Source organism: Pseudobutyrivibrio ruminis (genome assembly GCF_015057245.1).
GTDB classification, from domain to species: Bacteria; Bacillota; Clostridia; order Lachnospirales; family Lachnospiraceae; genus Pseudobutyrivibrio; species Pseudobutyrivibrio ruminis_E.
In genome coordinates this window covers 333,012-349,110 of sequence record NZ_SVET01000001.1, presented here as the reverse complement: position 1 = coordinate 349,110, position 16,099 = coordinate 333,012, and the positions used below count along the sequence as shown (strand labels likewise).

At 39.4% G+C, this 16,099-nt stretch carries 15 protein-coding genes; 14 read left to right on the top strand and 1 reads right to left on the bottom strand.

Annotation, left to right across the window (positions count from 1 at the left end; translation table 11 throughout):
- Positions 1-4 precede the first annotated feature (4 nt).
- The 10 genes from cobJ to E7274_RS01640 are packed head-to-tail and all read left to right on the top strand — an operon-like array spanning position 5 to position 9,416.
- Positions 5-754, top strand: coding sequence for a precorrin-3B C(17)-methyltransferase (gene cobJ, locus E7274_RS01685; protein ID WP_304173184.1), 750 nt, complete (start codon positions 5-7; stop codon positions 752-754).
- On the top strand, positions 754-2,796 hold the full coding sequence (gene cobK, locus E7274_RS01680) for a precorrin-6A reductase (protein ID WP_304173182.1): 2,043 nt from the start codon (positions 754-756) through the stop codon (positions 2,794-2,796). The genes cobJ and cobK overlap by 1 nt, the downstream gene beginning before the upstream one ends.
- A gap of 14 nt (positions 2,797-2,810) precedes the next feature.
- Positions 2,811-4,160, top strand: a complete 1,350-nt coding sequence (locus E7274_RS01675; protein ID WP_304173180.1) for a cobyrinate a,c-diamide synthase — start codon at positions 2,811-2,813, stop codon at positions 4,158-4,160.
- Positions 4,147-5,232: a nicotinate-nucleotide--dimethylbenzimidazole phosphoribosyltransferase gene (locus E7274_RS01670; protein WP_304173178.1), complete on the top strand. Its 1,086-nt coding sequence runs from the start codon at positions 4,147-4,149 to the stop codon at positions 5,230-5,232. The genes E7274_RS01675 and E7274_RS01670 overlap by 14 nt, the downstream gene beginning before the upstream one ends.
- Positions 5,229-5,789, top strand: coding sequence for a bifunctional adenosylcobinamide kinase/adenosylcobinamide-phosphate guanylyltransferase (locus E7274_RS01665; RefSeq protein ID WP_304173177.1), 561 nt, complete (start codon positions 5,229-5,231; stop codon positions 5,787-5,789). The genes E7274_RS01670 and E7274_RS01665 overlap by 4 nt, the downstream gene beginning before the upstream one ends.
- Positions 5,786-6,547 carry an adenosylcobinamide-GDP ribazoletransferase gene (locus E7274_RS01660; protein WP_304173175.1) on the top strand — a complete coding sequence of 254 codons (762 nt, stop codon included), beginning with the start codon at positions 5,786-5,788 and terminating at the stop codon, positions 6,545-6,547. Before E7274_RS01665 ends, E7274_RS01660 begins: the two co-directional genes overlap by 4 nt.
- Positions 6,548-6,551: 4 nt before the next feature.
- Positions 6,552-6,884: a bifunctional adenosylcobinamide kinase/adenosylcobinamide-phosphate guanylyltransferase gene (locus E7274_RS01655; RefSeq protein WP_304173173.1), complete on the top strand. Its 333-nt coding sequence runs from the start codon at positions 6,552-6,554 to the stop codon at positions 6,882-6,884.
- Positions 6,884-7,459: a histidine phosphatase family protein gene (locus tag E7274_RS01650; protein WP_304173170.1), complete on the top strand. Its 576-nt coding sequence runs from the start codon at positions 6,884-6,886 to the stop codon at positions 7,457-7,459. The genes E7274_RS01655 and E7274_RS01650 overlap by 1 nt, the downstream gene beginning before the upstream one ends.
- A complete protein-coding gene (gene cbiB / locus E7274_RS01645; RefSeq protein WP_304173168.1) occupies positions 7,401-8,363 on the top strand; it encodes an adenosylcobinamide-phosphate synthase CbiB in 963 nt (320 codons plus the stop codon). The genes E7274_RS01650 and cbiB overlap by 59 nt, the downstream gene beginning before the upstream one ends.
- Positions 8,364-8,375: 12 nt before the next feature.
- The gene (locus E7274_RS01640; protein ID WP_304173166.1) at positions 8,376-9,416 is read left to right on the top strand and encodes a pyridoxal phosphate-dependent aminotransferase; all 1,041 of its coding nucleotides are present in this window, start codon (positions 8,376-8,378) and stop codon (positions 9,414-9,416) included.
- On the opposite strand, the gene E7274_RS01635 is transcribed toward E7274_RS01640, so the two are convergent.
- Positions 9,413-10,321, bottom strand: a complete 909-nt coding sequence (locus tag E7274_RS01635; protein WP_304173164.1) for a TIGR01212 family radical SAM protein — start codon at positions 10,319-10,321, stop codon at positions 9,413-9,415. The genes E7274_RS01640 and E7274_RS01635 overlap by 4 nt on opposite strands.
- A 316-nt stretch (positions 10,322-10,637) precedes the next feature.
- On the opposite strand from E7274_RS01635, the gene E7274_RS01630 reads away from it, so the two are divergent.
- The 4 genes from E7274_RS01630 to E7274_RS01615 all read left to right on the top strand — a co-directional run bounded on the left by E7274_RS01630 (position 10,638) and on the right by E7274_RS01615 (position 15,906).
- Positions 10,638-12,758: a PTS transporter subunit IIABC gene (locus E7274_RS01630; RefSeq protein ID WP_304173162.1), complete on the top strand. Its 2,121-nt coding sequence runs from the start codon at positions 10,638-10,640 to the stop codon at positions 12,756-12,758.
- A gap of 18 nt (positions 12,759-12,776) precedes the next feature.
- Positions 12,777-13,610: a PRD domain-containing protein gene (locus E7274_RS01625; protein ID WP_304173160.1), complete on the top strand. Its 834-nt coding sequence runs from the start codon at positions 12,777-12,779 to the stop codon at positions 13,608-13,610.
- A gap of 175 nt (positions 13,611-13,785) precedes the next feature.
- A complete protein-coding gene (locus E7274_RS01620; protein ID WP_304173158.1) occupies positions 13,786-14,913 on the top strand; it encodes a CobW family GTP-binding protein in 1,128 nt (375 codons plus the stop codon).
- Positions 14,914-14,949: 36 nt separating this feature from the next.
- Positions 14,950-15,906 carry a TIGR03943 family putative permease subunit gene (locus tag E7274_RS01615; RefSeq protein WP_304173156.1) on the top strand — a complete coding sequence of 319 codons (957 nt, stop codon included), beginning with the start codon at positions 14,950-14,952 and terminating at the stop codon, positions 15,904-15,906.
- Positions 15,907-16,099 lie beyond the last annotated feature (193 nt).

Here is a 16,099-nt window from a genome sequence, read left to right as displayed (position 1 = left end):
ATTAATGACAGGACATATTTATATCATTGGCATGGGGCCAGGATACAAAGAAATGATGACAGACGAAGCATATCAGGCTATGAAAAATGCTGATGTGATTGTTGGATATACAGTATATATTGATTTGGTAAAGGAACATTTCCCTGATAAGGAGTTTTTCACTACACCTATGAGACAGGAAGTTGAAAGATGTAAAGCCTGCTATGATTTTGCAAAGGACGGGAAGATAGTTGCTTTTATTTGCAGTGGAGATGCAGGAGTCTACGGTATGGCCGCACCAATGTACGAGCTATTACCTGAATATGAGTCCCAGAATATCACCGCAGATGACATTACTGTTATTCCAGGAGTGACAGCTGCAATCTCAGGTGCAGCCCAGCTTGGGGCACCAATTAATCATGATTTTTGCGTAATTAGTCTCAGTGATTTACTTACACCATGGGAGACCATCGAACGCAGACTTATAGCTGCAATTCAGGGGGATTTTGCAATGGCAATTTATAATCCTTCAAGCAAAAAGCGACATGACTATTTAGAAAAGGCATGTCAAATCATGCTGGATGCGGGAGCAGATAAAAACAGAGCCTGCGGCTATGTTGAAAATATTGGTAGAGAAGGCACAAAAACTGTTGTCTGCACTCTTGAGGAGCTTAAGAATGCTCAGGTGAATATGTTCACTACTGTGTTTGTTGGAAACAGTAAAAGTGAAATTATTCAGGGGAAGTTAGTTACAAAAAGAGGGTATGAAATCTAATGAAAAAGGTAATCATTTTTGGTGGAACAACAGAGGGAAGAATTCTTGCTGAATCATTAGCTCACGAGCAAATTGGTTCGGTTTATTGCGTTGCCACTGAATATGGCAAGCAACAGCTTGAGTCTTCTGAATACATCCAGGTTAGATGCGGAAGAATGGATTTCAAGGAAATGGCAAAGCTGTTTTCTGAGGTAAATCCAGATGCCATTATAGATGCCACACATCCCTTTGCAGAGGTAGTTAAGCAGGAAATCGAATCGGCGATTTTCGCATACAAGGATGTACCTTTTTTCAGAGTTGTTAGGGATGAAGAAAATGTAGATTACAGCAACTGTACATTTTTTGATACCACAGAAGAATGCGCCGCTGCTTTAGAAAAAATAAATGGAAAAATTTTCCTTACAACAGGTAGCAAGGAGCTGGCTGTATTTTGCAAAAATGAATCAATAAGAGAACGAATCATAGCAAGAGTGATTCCTAGTGAAGAGAGTATTCGCATCTGCAGTGAAAATGGGCTGAAGGGAAGTCAGATTATTGCAATGCAGGGGCCATTTTCGGCTGGAATGAATCTTTCATTTCTACGGGAAAGTGAAGCGAAAGTACTTGTAATGAAAGAGGGAGGAAAGGCAAGCGGGGAGGCAGCTCGTATTGTTGCTGCAAACAAAGCTCAGATTCCTACCTACATCATCAGAAGGCCGGAAGAAAAGGTGAAAGGGTATTCACTTTTTGAGACGAGAGATAAAGTACTTCAGCTTTTTGGAATCAAATCAACTGAATATGGTGTAGTAGAGGGAGTTGATACCAAAATCTATGTTACCTTAGCAGGCTTTGGCATGGGATTTGGTTCAATTACAGCAGAAGTAGAACAGGCTATCCTTGAAGCAGATTATATTTTTGGCGCTCCTAGAATGCTTGTAGGTATAGAAACCGATAGCAAGAAATTCCCATATTATCTAGCCAAAGATATTATACCTAAGCTAAGTGAGCTAGCTGCTGATATAAAGTTTGGTACGAAAAAAGCAGTTGTATTATTCTCAGGAGACACAGGCTTCTACAGCGGAGCTAAAAAGCTAAAGGAGGCACTTGATAAAGAGCCACTTCTCAAAGCAAACATTCTACCTGGAATATCATCAATTAGTGCCTTGGCTGCCAGAATTGGTGAGTCGTGGCAGGATGCAAAGCTTCTAAGCACCCATGGTGTTGAAGAACAATTGTGGATGCCTCTACTTACTGAGCAAATAAAACACAATGAAAAAGTGTTTGTCATAACATCAGGCAGTAAGGATGTTAGGGCAATAGGTGAAATCCTAAAGAATCTTGATACAGCTGGAACTCCAAGATTTTCAATACTTGTTGGAACAAATCTTTATGCTGATGAAAAGGTTCAAAGACTTTCAATAGATAAGTGTGGCAACTTCAATGAAGATGGACTTTCCACTGTATTTATTAAAAATAACAAACCGGAAGCAAAGGTTCTTACTCCAGGACTTTTGGATGTAGTTTTTGATAGAGATAAAGTTCCTATGTCCAAGGAAGAGATTAGAGCTCTTTCAATTTGCAAATTGCAGATTACAAAAAATGCTGTTTGCTACGACATTGGAAGTGGAAGCGGTTCTGTTGCTGTTGAAATGGGATTATTAGATTCATCGATTCAGGTTTACGCAGTAGAATTCAAGCCAGAAGCATGTCAGCTTATTCAAAAGAATATTGATAAGTTCGGTTTGAAAAATGTTCATTTGATTTCTGGTATCGCACCAGATTCACTTCATGATTTGCCAGCACCAACCCATGTTTTTATTGGCGGAAGCGGAGGCAGACTTGAGGATATTTTGCAGGTATTGATGAAGTATGAAAAGCCAATTAAGGTAGTCATTAATTCCGTTACAATCGAGACTATTGCAGAGATTAATTCTGTGATTAAGAAGTATAATTTTAATGATGTTGATGTAGTACAGATTGCAGTAAGTAAAGCTAAAAAAGCAGGAGACTACAACATATTACAGGGTCAGAATCCTGTTTACATTGCTACATTTACACTATAGATATTGGAGACAAAATGACAATTCCAAGAATAATGATTGCTGCGCCAAATAGCGGCTCCGGCAAAACTACAATTACATGTGGATTGCTACAAGCTCTGAAAAATGCAGGGAAGAATCCCTGCTCATTTAAGTGCGGTCCTGACTACATTGATCCTATGTATCACAGGCAGGTCCTTGGCATTTCGGCTGGCAATTTAGACACCTTCTTTACGGATAAGCATAAGACGGTTTCTATTTTTTCTGAGGAGGCCGAAGGCGACATCGCTGTTATTGAAGGAGTAATGGGGTTATTCGATGGAGTTGGTGGCATACAGGAAATGGGCTCCAGCTACGATGTTGCTAATGCCCTAGAATGTCCAATTGTTCTTGTGGTTGATGCCCGAGGAGCAGGCAGATCAGTGCTGGCTCAGATAAAGGGCTTTTTAGATTATGATAAATACAATCTGATAAAGGCAGTAATCCTGAATAAAACATCGCAAGGTTTTGGAAATATTCTAAAGCCTCTCATAGAGGAGGAGCTTGGAATAACATGTCTTGGAGTGATGCCTAATGACAGTCAGATTCTTGTTTCAAGCAGGCATTTAGGATTAGTTCTTCCAGAAGAAATATCCGACTTAAAAGAACAGCAAAACAAAGTGGCTGAGCTTTTGGCGGAAAACATTTCTATGGATGAGCTTTTGAAAATAGCTGGTGATGCTAATGAATTGGTTGAAAAGGATAGCCATGGTGAAATAGAATATAACGTAAATACGAATCCTATTAGACTGGCTGTGGCAAGAGATGAAGCTTTTTGTTTTTACTACAGAGAAAACCTCAGGATGCTTCAAAAAAATGGCGTTGAATTGGTAGAGTTTTCACCTCTTAAAGATAAAGCTCTTCCAGAAAATATTTCTGGACTATTGCTGGGAGGCGGATATCCGGAAAACTATCTTAATGAGCTTTCGGCAAATTCTAAAATGAAGTCGGCTATAAAGGCTGACATAGATTCTGGAATACCAACGCTGGCAGAGTGTGGCGGATTCATGTATTTGTTAGATGAAATACAGGATAAGGAAGGCGCAAGCTTTCAAATGGTTGGCGCATTAAAGGGGAAGGCTTATTGGACTGGCAAGCTGGTTCGATTTGGCTATGTTACAATCGATGATAATAGTGGTATGGAAATAAAGGGGCATGAATTTCACTATTATGATACAGATAATAATGGTGAGGATTGCGTTGCTACAAAGCCTACCGGAAGCAGGTCTTGGGCATGCATTCATCACAAAAATGGAAGTTACATGGGCTTTGCTCATTTGTACTATCCATCAAATCCTAAGTTCGTATCAAATTTTGTGGAGGCTATGAAAAATTATGGGAGAAACTAGATTTTTAATTGACGACATTCTTGAAAACAAAATTAAGCTAGAACCAGTCAACAAAGATGCTTTTGCAAAAATGAAAAAGGAATGGGACAGAGTTTCAAAGCCAATTGATAGCTTTGGAGCTTTTGAAAATATCCATTCAAAAATTGCTGCAATTCAAGGCTTTGAAAGTCCAGATTTATACCATATGCGTCTTGTTGTGTTCTGCGGAGATCATGGTGTTGTTGAGGAAGGCGTTAGCCAGACAAGCCAAGATGTTACACGTATCTGTGCAACTAATATAGGCAAAGGTCTTACAACTGCTGGCACAATGGCAAAATCTCTTGGTATAGATGTTGTATCTGTTGATGTGGGAATAAATAGTCCAAAGGAAGTTCCCTACACATTAAATAGACGAGTTAAATATGGAACATGTAATTTCCTAAAGCATCCGGCAATGTCAGTGGAAGAATTTTGCAGAGCTGTTCAGGTTGGTATGGACCTTGCCAAGGAAAGCAAGGAACAAGGATTTACATGTCTTCTTGTGGGAGAAATGGGAATTGGCAATACCACATCGGCTGCTGTAATGGCAGGGTATTTGCTTGATTTAAATGCAGAGGCTGTCACCGGTCGCGGGGCAGGTCTTGATGATGAAGCCTTCAGCAAGAAGCGTGCAGTAGTTTCTATGGCGCTTTCAATGTACAGTGGATTATCACCAGTAGAAATCTGTAGTAACTTCGGCGGATTGGAGCTGGCTGCAATGACAGGTATGATTTTAGGCGGCGCCCTCTATAAAATCCCGGTTATATTGGATGGAATGCTGAGCATGGTTTCTGCTTTAGTGGCAGACAGACTTCTTGATAACACAAAGGATTACATGATTCCTTCTCATATCAGCAAAGAGCCAGTTGCAATGAAGCTTGCATCTAAGCTTTCTTTGGAGCCAGTCATCGATGCAAAGATGGCAGTTGGCGAAGGGGCAGGTGCAGTGATGGTAGTGCCAAGTCTTCGTCTTGCAGATGTAGCTTTTCACGATGCACTTAAATTCGGTGATTCCGGAGTTGAACAATACGAAAACTTTTCAGAGGCAAAATGATTACATTAGTTTATGGTGGAAGCAGTAGTGGTAAATCTGAATATGCAGAAAACCTTGTTTGCTCCACAGGATATAAAAATAAATATTACCTTGCGACTATGAAGCACAGTGATGATGCTAAGGATAGAATCATGCGTCACAGAAATCTCAGGCAAGGCAAAGGCTTTGTAACGCTAGAGCATGATGTGGATATCGTAAATGCCATATCTGAAATCGACAATATTGACTCGGGAGATTTCTCTACAAACAAGGCTGACTTAGATGGAGAAATAGTTCTACTGGAATGTATGTCTAATCTGGTGGCTAATGAAATGTTTAGAGATGGCGAGATTAATTCGGCAGATGATTGTGTAGCAAAGATACTTTCTGATGTGAAGGAGCTTGAAGAAAACGTTTCTTCCCTTGTGATTGTTACAAACAATGTATTTGAAGATGGCGTATCCTATGATGTTGGTACAAAAGAGTATCTAAGAGCATTGGGAGCTATTAATCGAAAGCTTGCTGCAGTGGCAGATGAAGCATACGAAGTTGTTGTAGGAATAGGAATAAAATTATGAAAATTGTAAAATCGATTATCGTGGCGTTTTCCATGTATTCAAGAATACCTATGCCCAGGTTTAACTGGGACTCGGAGGATATGAAATATCATCTGATATTTTTCCCTTGGGTAGGTGCTGTAATAGGTGGACTTGAGTATTTACTTTATATTTGCTATGAGACATATCAGATTCCAAGCCTTGTGATGGCATTACTTGCGATTGCTATTCCTTTGATGGTGACAGGTGGCTTCCATTTAGACGGCTTTATGGATATGGAAGATGCTATGAGCTCATGGCAAACAAGAGAAAAACGTTTGGAGATTCTTAAGGATCCTCATATCGGAGCCTTCTCAGTAATTAACGTAATTACGGTAGGAATACTTTTTTTTGCAATGGTTCTATTGATGTCAAAACAAGCATTTACAATTTGGTGTTTTAGTTTTTTTGTTTCAAGAGCGTTAAGTGGCATCTGTGTTGTTCGTTGCAAAAAGGCAAAAGAAGATGGATTGCTACACACAGAAGCTAAAACTGCAAGTGATAAGGTTGTTTTTGTAGCATTACTTATCCAGCTTATATTAGTTATTTTGTTTAGCATATATTTAAATCCTATCTACGGTATTTTTATGGCAATAATGGGAATTGCTACAACAATCCTTGATATGAGAAAAGCAACAAGACTTCTCGGCGGAATAACTGGGGATGTTATGGGCTGGTTTGTTGTAAATGCAGAATTGTTAATAGCTGTTGTTCTTGGATTAACAAGTATTAATTGGTGATTATATGGTTTTAATAGTAGGCGGTAGCTATCAGGGGAAAACAGAATATGCCACAAGCAATTTTCCTGATTGTAGATTCTTTAATCAGCTTCATCTTTTTATAAAAAAAAGAATGGATGAAGGCTTAGGACAGGAAGATATTTTGAAGGAAATCCATGAAGCTATTTCAGAAGGCGACTGGGTTCTTATAGCAGATGAACTGGGAAACGGCGTTGTTCCAATGGATGAAAAGGATAATGAATGGCGAGAGGTTTCCGGACGCATTCTAATCGAGCTTGCAAAGGAAGCCGAAGAGGTCCACAGGGTAGTGCTTGGTATTGGTCAAAGGATTAAATGATGGATAGAACAATTACTCTTATAAGACATGGCTGTACACCAGGAAATCGTGAGAAGAGATATGTTGGGATTATTGACGAGACCCTGGATTTAGAAAGCGAACTTGATATAAAAGCAAGGGCTTATCCTAAGGCAGATATTGTCTTTTCTAGTCCTATGATTCGATGCATTCAAACAGCAAAAATCATTTATCCTGACCAGGAGCCAATAGTGATCCATGAGCTTAGAGAGACGGATTTTGGCAGATTTGAGGGAAAGAATTATCAGGAGCTTTCAGGAGATAAGGAATATCAATCCTGGATTGAATCTAATGGAGAAGCTCCTTTTCCTGGTGGAGAAAGCAGAAGCCAGGCTTCATCAAGAGCTTTGAAGGGTTTTGAAAAGCTTTTAGCACAAAGCCAGGATTATGAAAACATTTCGGTTGTTGCTCACGGTGGCACAATCATGGCCATTTTAAGCAATATATTTGGGGGAGATTATTATTCATATCACGTAGAAAACGGCGAGGGATACACATTTGATTTATCATATGACGGCCTTTATAGTGGGCTTTGTACTAGATCTTTTAATAGGTGATCCTTATTGCTTGCCACATCCTGTAAGATGGATTGGAAAGCTGATTGATTACCTGACAAACAAACTCCTAAAACAGGAGTACACATCTAAAAAGAAAAATAGAAATGGTTTGATTCTGGTTATTCTTGTAATTCTTGCTACGGTATTGATTTCAGGGGCTATTTTAGCGGTTTCTTACACGATTAATTCATATTTTGGAATTATAATAGAATCTGTAATGAGCTATCAGTGTCTTGCTTCCAAGAGCCTCTATACTGAAAGTATGAAAGTATATCATGCTTTAAAGGAAAGAGGACTTGAAGCAGGACGAGAAGCAGTGTCTATGATAGTTGGTCGAGACACAGCTTCTTTGGATGAAACGGGTGTCACAAAGGCGGCAGTGGAAACTGTGGCAGAAAACACATCTGACGGTGTGATTGCACCTATGATTTATTTAGCTATTGGCGGACCGATTCTTGGCATGGCTTACAAGTCCATCAACACCATGGATTCCATGATAGGCTACAAAAATGACAGATTCTACGACTTTGGAAAATACGCTGCAAAGCTGGATGACATTGTAAATTATATTCCTGCTAGAATCAGTGCACTTTTGATGATTTTATCCTGCCTGTTTTTGGGGCCAGGCTATAGCATGTCAAATGCATTTAGGATTTTCAAAAGGGATAGATACAATCACACCAGTCCAAATTCAGCACAAACAGAAAGTGCTTGTGCAGGAGCTCTTGGAATTAAGCTGGCTGGCCCAGCAAGCTATTTTGGAAAAATTGTAGAGAAGCCATTTATTGGAGATGGACTTAGAGCTGTAGAGCTTGAAGATATTAAAAGAGCGAATAAGCTGATGCTTGCTACATCGGTGGTTTGCGAATTATTATGTGTTGTTATTTTAGTTTTATTGTTGTAAGGAGATTTTGACATGCATGGAGGAGACATCTACAGAAACAACATACACTTCGACTTTTCAGTTAATATAAACCCTCTTGGAGTTCCTTCAGAAGTACAATGGGTATTAACTGAGGCGGCATTACATGCTAATAAATATCCTGATATTTTACATGAGCAATTGACAAAAGATACAGCTGCTATATTTGATTTATTAGAAAACGAAGTTGTTTTTGGAAATGGTGCATCCGAATTGATAATGGCTATATGCCATACATTTACACCTAAAAAGGCTATGCTTTTAGCTCCTAGCTTTTCAGGCTACGAGCATTGTATTACAGGAGCAGCACCGGATTGTAATATTATTTATCATTACCTCAGAGAAGAGGATGATTTTGCAGTAAAGGAAGATTTACTAGATAAAATAAGGGATGAAAAGCCGAACATCCTATTTCTGACCACACCGAATAATCCTAATGGCTTGCTTATAGAAAAGACATTGCTGGATGAAATCATTTCTCTATGTGAAAAGCAGGGGACAGTAGTGGTAGTGGATGAATGCTTCCTAACACTTACAGGAAGAGAAAAGGAATTGTCATTGGCGTACAATATCCGAAACTATAAAAACGTTATTGTACTAAGGGCTTTCACAAAAACATTTGCAATCCCAGGTGTAAGAATAGGATATGCAATTTGCAGACAATCATTAGCTGATGCTATTAAGACGCATTTGCCTGAGTGGAATTTATCTATATTCGCTCAAATGGCAGGGGCTGAGTGTTTAAAACATCAGGATTACATTTTAGAATCAGTTAGAATAATAAATGATGGAAGAACCTACTTATCAGCAGGATTAAGAGAGTTAGGATTCAAAGTTTATCCATCAGATTCCAATTTCATTCTTTTTAAGTGTGATTTAACAGATTTAAAAGAAAAACTCTTGGAATACAACATTTTAATTAGAGATTGCTCTGATTTTAAAGGACTTACTAGGGGATTTTACAGAGTTGCCATAAAGCAGCACAACGAAAACGAAGGGCTGCTTTCAGCAATAGAAAGTATCGTTAAGGGTTAACTATCCAGTTCCTTAATGTTTTTTCTCATAGTGTTCATGACAAGCTTCTTATTGCCACTCCAAAGGGGTGCGATAAGGAGCTTTTTTGGTCCGTCTCCGGTGAGTCTATGAATAACAGTTTCCTTTGGAAGAGCCTTTAAACATTCACCTACAACCTGGCAATATTCCTCCAGGGTAAAAACATGAAATGGATTTTCATTATAGATTTCAGCAAGCTTGGTTCCAGTCAAAATATGAAGAAGCTGTAGCTTTATTCCAAATAAAGTAGGAGAGAGTTGGCCCAAGTATTTTACGGATTCAATCATGTCATCTGTAGATTCACCTGGAAGGCCTAAAATCACATGAACTACCACTTTAAGTCCAGCATCTGTAAGATGCTTGTAGGCATCTTCAAACACACTCAATTCATAGCCTCTGTTAATGAAGCGGGCTGTTTCTTCATGGATTGTTTGCAGTCCAAGTTCTACCCAAACTTCTTTTTCTTGATTCAGTTTACTTAAAAAGGCAATCATTTCATCAGAAAGGCAGTCAGGTCTAGTTCCAATAGATATGCCTACGATATTAGGAAAGCTGATTGTCTCCTGAAAAAGCTTCATTAAGCGTTCCTCATCACCATAGGTATTGGTGAAGGACTGAAAATACCCTATATATTTTCGCTCTGATTCTGGGATTTTATTTGAAATCTTTTGATCTACACGGGATTTAGCCTGGACAATCTGTTGTGTTATGTCTGTATTAAAAGCGCTGGCAAAATCACCGGAGCCTCCTTCAGAACAGAAGATACATCCGCCTGTGCTTATTTTACCGTCCCTGTTAGGGCAGGAGCAGCCAGATGAAAGTGATAGCTTATATACCTTTGTATTGTATTTTTCCTTTAGATAATCAGATAAACTTATATATTCCATACACTGATTTTATAAAGTTAAGTATAATCTTTCAACAAAAAGTAAAGAAGAGCGAAAAAATAATAACTTAAACGTTTACGAAAATTTTACGAAACTATTGACAGCGAAACAATTGCATGCTATCTTACTGTCTTGTAGTGTGTAACTTGTAACCAATCAAGGCACGAACTATGCATAAACTTATTGTATTTATGTGGGTTCGTGCCTTTTTCTATGCCCATAAATCCTCAAATGTTGCCAAAAGGCAATATGAGATTCATTAAAAGGCTCATTCACATAGATACGGGAAAATGTATAGTGAAAAGGAGTACTTTAAATGAAAGACAAAATTTTTGCAGTATTGCAGCGTGTTGGTAGATCATTCATGTTGCCAATCGCAATCCTTCCAGTAGCAGGTTTGTTACTTGGAATCGGTGGTTCATTCACAAACGAGACAATGCTTGAGACTTACCACCTTACAAAGGCATTAGGCCCAGGAACAGTTGGAAACGCTATTCTTACAGTTATGTCTGATGCAGGTAATATCGTATTTGCTAACTTACCAATCATCTTTGCTATCGGTGTTGCTATCGGTATGGCAAAGAAGGAGAAGGAAGTAGCAGCTTTAGCAGCAGCAATTGCATTCCTTATCATGCATGCTTCAATCGGCGCTATGATCACAATTCACGGCGGCCCAGAGGCACTTCTTGAGGGTGCAACAGCTTCAGTTTGTGGTATCACATCATTACAGATGGGTGTTTTCGGTGGTATGATCGTAGGACTTGGTGTTGCTTCACTTCACAACAAGTACTATAAGATTCAGCTTCCACAGGTATTATCATTCTTCGGTGGTACAAGATTCGTACCTATCGTTTCAGGTTTGGTATACACATTAGTTGGTATCGTAATGTTCTTCGTATGGCCATTCGTACAGCAGGGTATCTACGCAGTAGGCGCTGTTGTTCTTGATTCAGGTTATGCTGGAACATGGGTATACGGTCTCATGGAGAGACTTCTCATCCCATTTGGTCTTCACCACGTATTCTACCTTCCATTCTGGCAGACAGCTGTTGGTGGAACATTAGAAGTTGGTGGACAGGTAATCGAAGGTGCACAGAACATCTTCTTTGCGCAGCTTGCTGATCCTACAGTTGAGCACTTCGCAGTATCTGCAACAAGATTTATGTCAGGAAAGTTCCCACTTATGATTTTTGGTCTTCCTGGAGCAGCTCTTGCTATGTATCGTACAGCTCTTCCAGAGAAGAGAAAGGAAGTTGGTGGACTTCTTCTTTCAGCAGCACTTACATCTATGCTTACAGGTATCACTGAGCCAATCGAGTTTACATTCTTATTCGTAGCTCCAGCTCTTTACGGTATCCACTGTGTATTTGCAGGTGCAGCATACATGCTTATGCATATGTGCGGTGTTGGTGTTGGTATGACATTCTCAGGTGGTCTTATCGACTTAACACTTTTCGGTATTCTTCCAGGCAATGCTAGAACAAGCTGGATTTGGGTACCTATTGTCGGAGTAGGTTATTTTGTAGTATATTATTTCTTATTTAGCTTCCTTATTAAGAAGTTTGATCTTAAGACACCAGGTAGAGACGCAGAAGAGGAAGTTAAGCTTTACAGACGTAGTGATTACAATGCAAAGAAAGAGTCAGTTTCTGATGAGACTTCTGCAAAGATCACAAACGGTCTCGGCGGCAAGAAGAACATCTCTGATGTTGACTGCTGCGCTACAAGACTTCGTTGTACAGTTTTCAAGCCAGAGCTTGTAAACGATGCTTTACTTAAGAGCACAGGTGCTTCAGGTGTAGTTCACAAGGGTAACGGCGTTCAGATTATTTATGGACCACACGTTACAGTTATCAAGTCAAATCTTGAAGATTATCTTGAGACTGCTCCAAATGAAGAATATAATGGGGCTAACGAGGCAGTAGCTGAAGAGGCTAAGGCAGAAGAGACAGCTGAGCCAACAGGAAAGCTTGTTAAGACAGTAGTTCTTGGCAGCCCACTTACTGGTATAGCAGCTGATTTATCAGAGACTCCAGATGAGGTTTTTGCACAGAAGATGATGGGTGATGGCGCTGTTATTACACCAGCAGATGGAAAGGTTTACGCTCCAGCTGATGGTACAGTTGTATTCGTATTCGATACAAATCACGCAATCGGATTCAAGACAGATGATGATGTAGCTATGCTACTTCACTTTGGTATTGATACAGTTAAGCTTAAGGGCGAAGGCTTTAACGTACTTGTTAAGGCTGGACAGCAGGTTAAGAAGGGTGATGTATTGATGGAAGCTGATTTAGATTTCATCTCTAAGAACGCACCTTCAATCGCTACTCCAGTTCTTTGCACAGAGCTTAAGAGTAATCAGAAGCTTCGTCGTATCGGCGATGGTTCAATTAAAGCAGGAGAGGATTTACTCGCAGTAGACTTTTATGAGTAAATGTATTTAGGAGATCAGATGTATAGAGTTGAAAAAGTTCTAAATCACAATGCGCTGATTGGCATCTTGGATAATACAACCCAAGAGTACCTTATTATGGGCAAGGGAATTGGCTTCGGCAAGCATGTTAGTGAAACGATAGAAGTATCAGAAGAACATAAGGTTTATTCCTTAAAAGAATCTACCGAGCGAGGTGGAAAAAAGGAATTAGCTACAACAATTGACCCTGTATATCTTGAAATCGCGAATGAGATTCTGGACAGAGCAGAGGCAGCATTCAAAACAATCGACAGAGACGTTATGTTGCCTTTGGCTGACCACATTGAATTTGCCGTTAAACGTAGCAAAAACAATGAGCAACTTAGAAACCCCTTAACGGACGACATTAGAGTTTTGTTCCACGCTGAATTTAAAGTGGCAGAAAACGCTAAAGGTCTTTTGAAGGAACGTCTTGACGTAGAGCTTACCGACGACGAAATCGGATATATAGCTTTGCATATACATTCATCTATTATGGATCAGGCAGTTTCGTCTGCTATGCAAATGGCTGAGGCTGTCCGAGAATGTGTCACCATGGTAGAGAAAGAAACGGGAAAAAAGATAGACACAACTTCATTGTCCTATAATAGGTTGTTGAATCATATAAGATACATGATTGCCCGAACTTTGAACGGCGAGGTGATTAAACTTGATATGAACGATTATATCAACGCCTCTGCTGCTAATTCATTTAAGATGTCTCAGAAGATATGTAAAGAGCTAGGAGTGAGCTTGGGAAAAGAAATTCACCAGGCTGAAATCGGGTACTTAGCAATGCATATCGAAAGAGTCGCTCTTGATGAAATGAACTAGATACTTTTAGGTTGCCTAGAAATAGGCAACCTTTTTTTGTATCCCTTTTCCAAAAAATATAAATAAATTGCACACAATTAATACAATGATAACTATAGAACTTTTCACAATTCTGTGCTATTATATTTCGTTAGTGGGTTTATAATATATTCTTTGGAAAAGAGAGGTTTTTAATATGACAAAGATTGATATAATTTCAGGATTTTTAGGTGCAGGAAAGACTACTTACATCAAGAAAATGCTTGAAGAAGCATACAAGGGTGAGAAAGTAGTTCTTATTGAAAATGAGTTTGGTGAAGTAGGTATCGATGGTGGCTTCCTTAAGGACGCTGGTATCACTATTTCAGAAATGAACTCAGGATGTATTTGCTGTTCACTTGTTGGAGACTTCGATAAGAACTTACACGAAGTTCTTGAAAAATTCTCTCCAGACAGAATCCTTATCGAGCCATCAGGCGTTGGTAAGCTTTCAGATGTTATGACATCTGTTATCAAGCTTGAGGAGACAGCAGATGTTAAGCTTACTGGTCTTGTTACAGTTGTTAATGCACTTAAGGCTTCAAAGCAGATGAAGGCCTTTGGTGAGTTCTTCAACAACCAGATCGAGTTCGCTACAACAGTTGTACTTTCACGTTCACAGACAGCTACAGAGGATCAGCTTGAGTTCTGTGTAAAGCAGATTCAGAAGCTTAATCCAAAGGCTGCTATCATTACAACTCCATGGGATGAAATCTCAGGAGAAAAGCTTCTTTCAGTTATGGAAGGACAGGACAACCTTGCTTCAGATATGAAGCATCTTGCAGAAGAAGCTCACGAGCATGAAGAGGAAGAACATGAGCATGAGCATCATCACGATCACGACCACGATCATGAGGAGCACGAGCATCATCATGACCATGACCACGATCACGAGGAGCATGAGCATCATCACGATCACGACCATGATCACGAGGAACATGAGCATCACCATCATGAGCATGATGAGAACTGCACATGTGGTTGCCATGATCACCATCATCACCATGCTGATGAAGTATTCGATACATGGGGAATTGAGACTCCTCACAAGTTCGAAAAGTCTACAATCGAAAAGGCTTTGAAGGCATTTGCTGACACAACAGATTACGGCACCATCATCCGTTCAAAGGGTATGGTTGAGGATGTTAACGGCGGTTGGATTTACTTCGACTTCGTTGACGGTGAATACGAGCTTAGAACTGGCGAGCCAGACTACACAGGACGTCTTGTTGTAATCGGTGCAGATGTTGATGAGCACAAGCTCGAGGAGCTTTTCGGTCTTTAATCCGTAGTTCGTTAGATTTAGTTAATAGAGGTTAATATGGCAAAAGATATACCAGTTTATGTCTTCACTGGATTTATGGATAGTGGAAAAACTACCCTTATCCAGGAGACATTGTTCGAAAATGACTTCACTCAGGGTGGAGACGATAGAATCCTCATTTTGTCTTGTGAGGATGGCGATGTTGAATACGACATCGAAAAGCTTAAGACAATCAATGCAAAGGTTGCTACAATCGAATCAGAGGATGAGTTCAATCTTGAAAATCTTACAAAGATTTCAAATGAATATAATCCAGATGTAGTTTTCCTTGAGTATAACGGTACATGGGGTGTGGATCATATTTATGACGAGCCACTTCCAGAAGGATGGGTACCAGCACAGTCACTGGCTACTGTTGATGCTACTACATTTGAAAACTACCTTAACAACATGCGTACCATGATGATGGAGCAGCTCTTTAAGGCAGAAGTAGTTATCTTCAACAGATGTACTGATGCCACTCCAAAGTCAAAGTTCCGTGGACAAATCAAATCAATGAATAGACCAGCACAGATCGTTTATGAGCGTGCAGATGGATCAATTGATGATTCACCAGAGGAGCTTCCATTTGATATAAATGCAGATATCATCGAGATTTCTGATGCTGATTATGCTTTATGGTTTATGGATTGTATGGATTCGCCAAAGAAATACGATGGCAAAACAATCCACTTCACTGGTTTAGTTTACAATCCAAATGATGGAAAGCTTAGAAGAGATGTATTTATTCCAGGTAGATTTGCAATGACATGTTGTGTTGAGGATATTCAGTTCCTCGGCATGAAATGCAAGTGGGATAAGGCATCTACTTTAGGCCACAGAAGCTGGATTGATATTACAGCTACTATTAAAGTAGAATTCGCAAAAGAATACAAAGGAAAAGGCCCTGTTCTCTATCCAGTATCGGTAGAGCCTACAGAAAAGCCAGAAGATGAATTGGTTTATTTTAGTTAAATAAAGTTACATCAAATGTAACCCCACACAACATTCATAATAGTGGACAATTATCTATGGTGTGTGGGGTAATCTTTTGCATAATTATAATTTTAAATATTTAAACTTTTATGGACATAAAATCGCTTTAGTACTTTACAAAGCTAAAGAAATGATATACATTATATAGAAATGTGAAAAGGGAAGGAGTCTA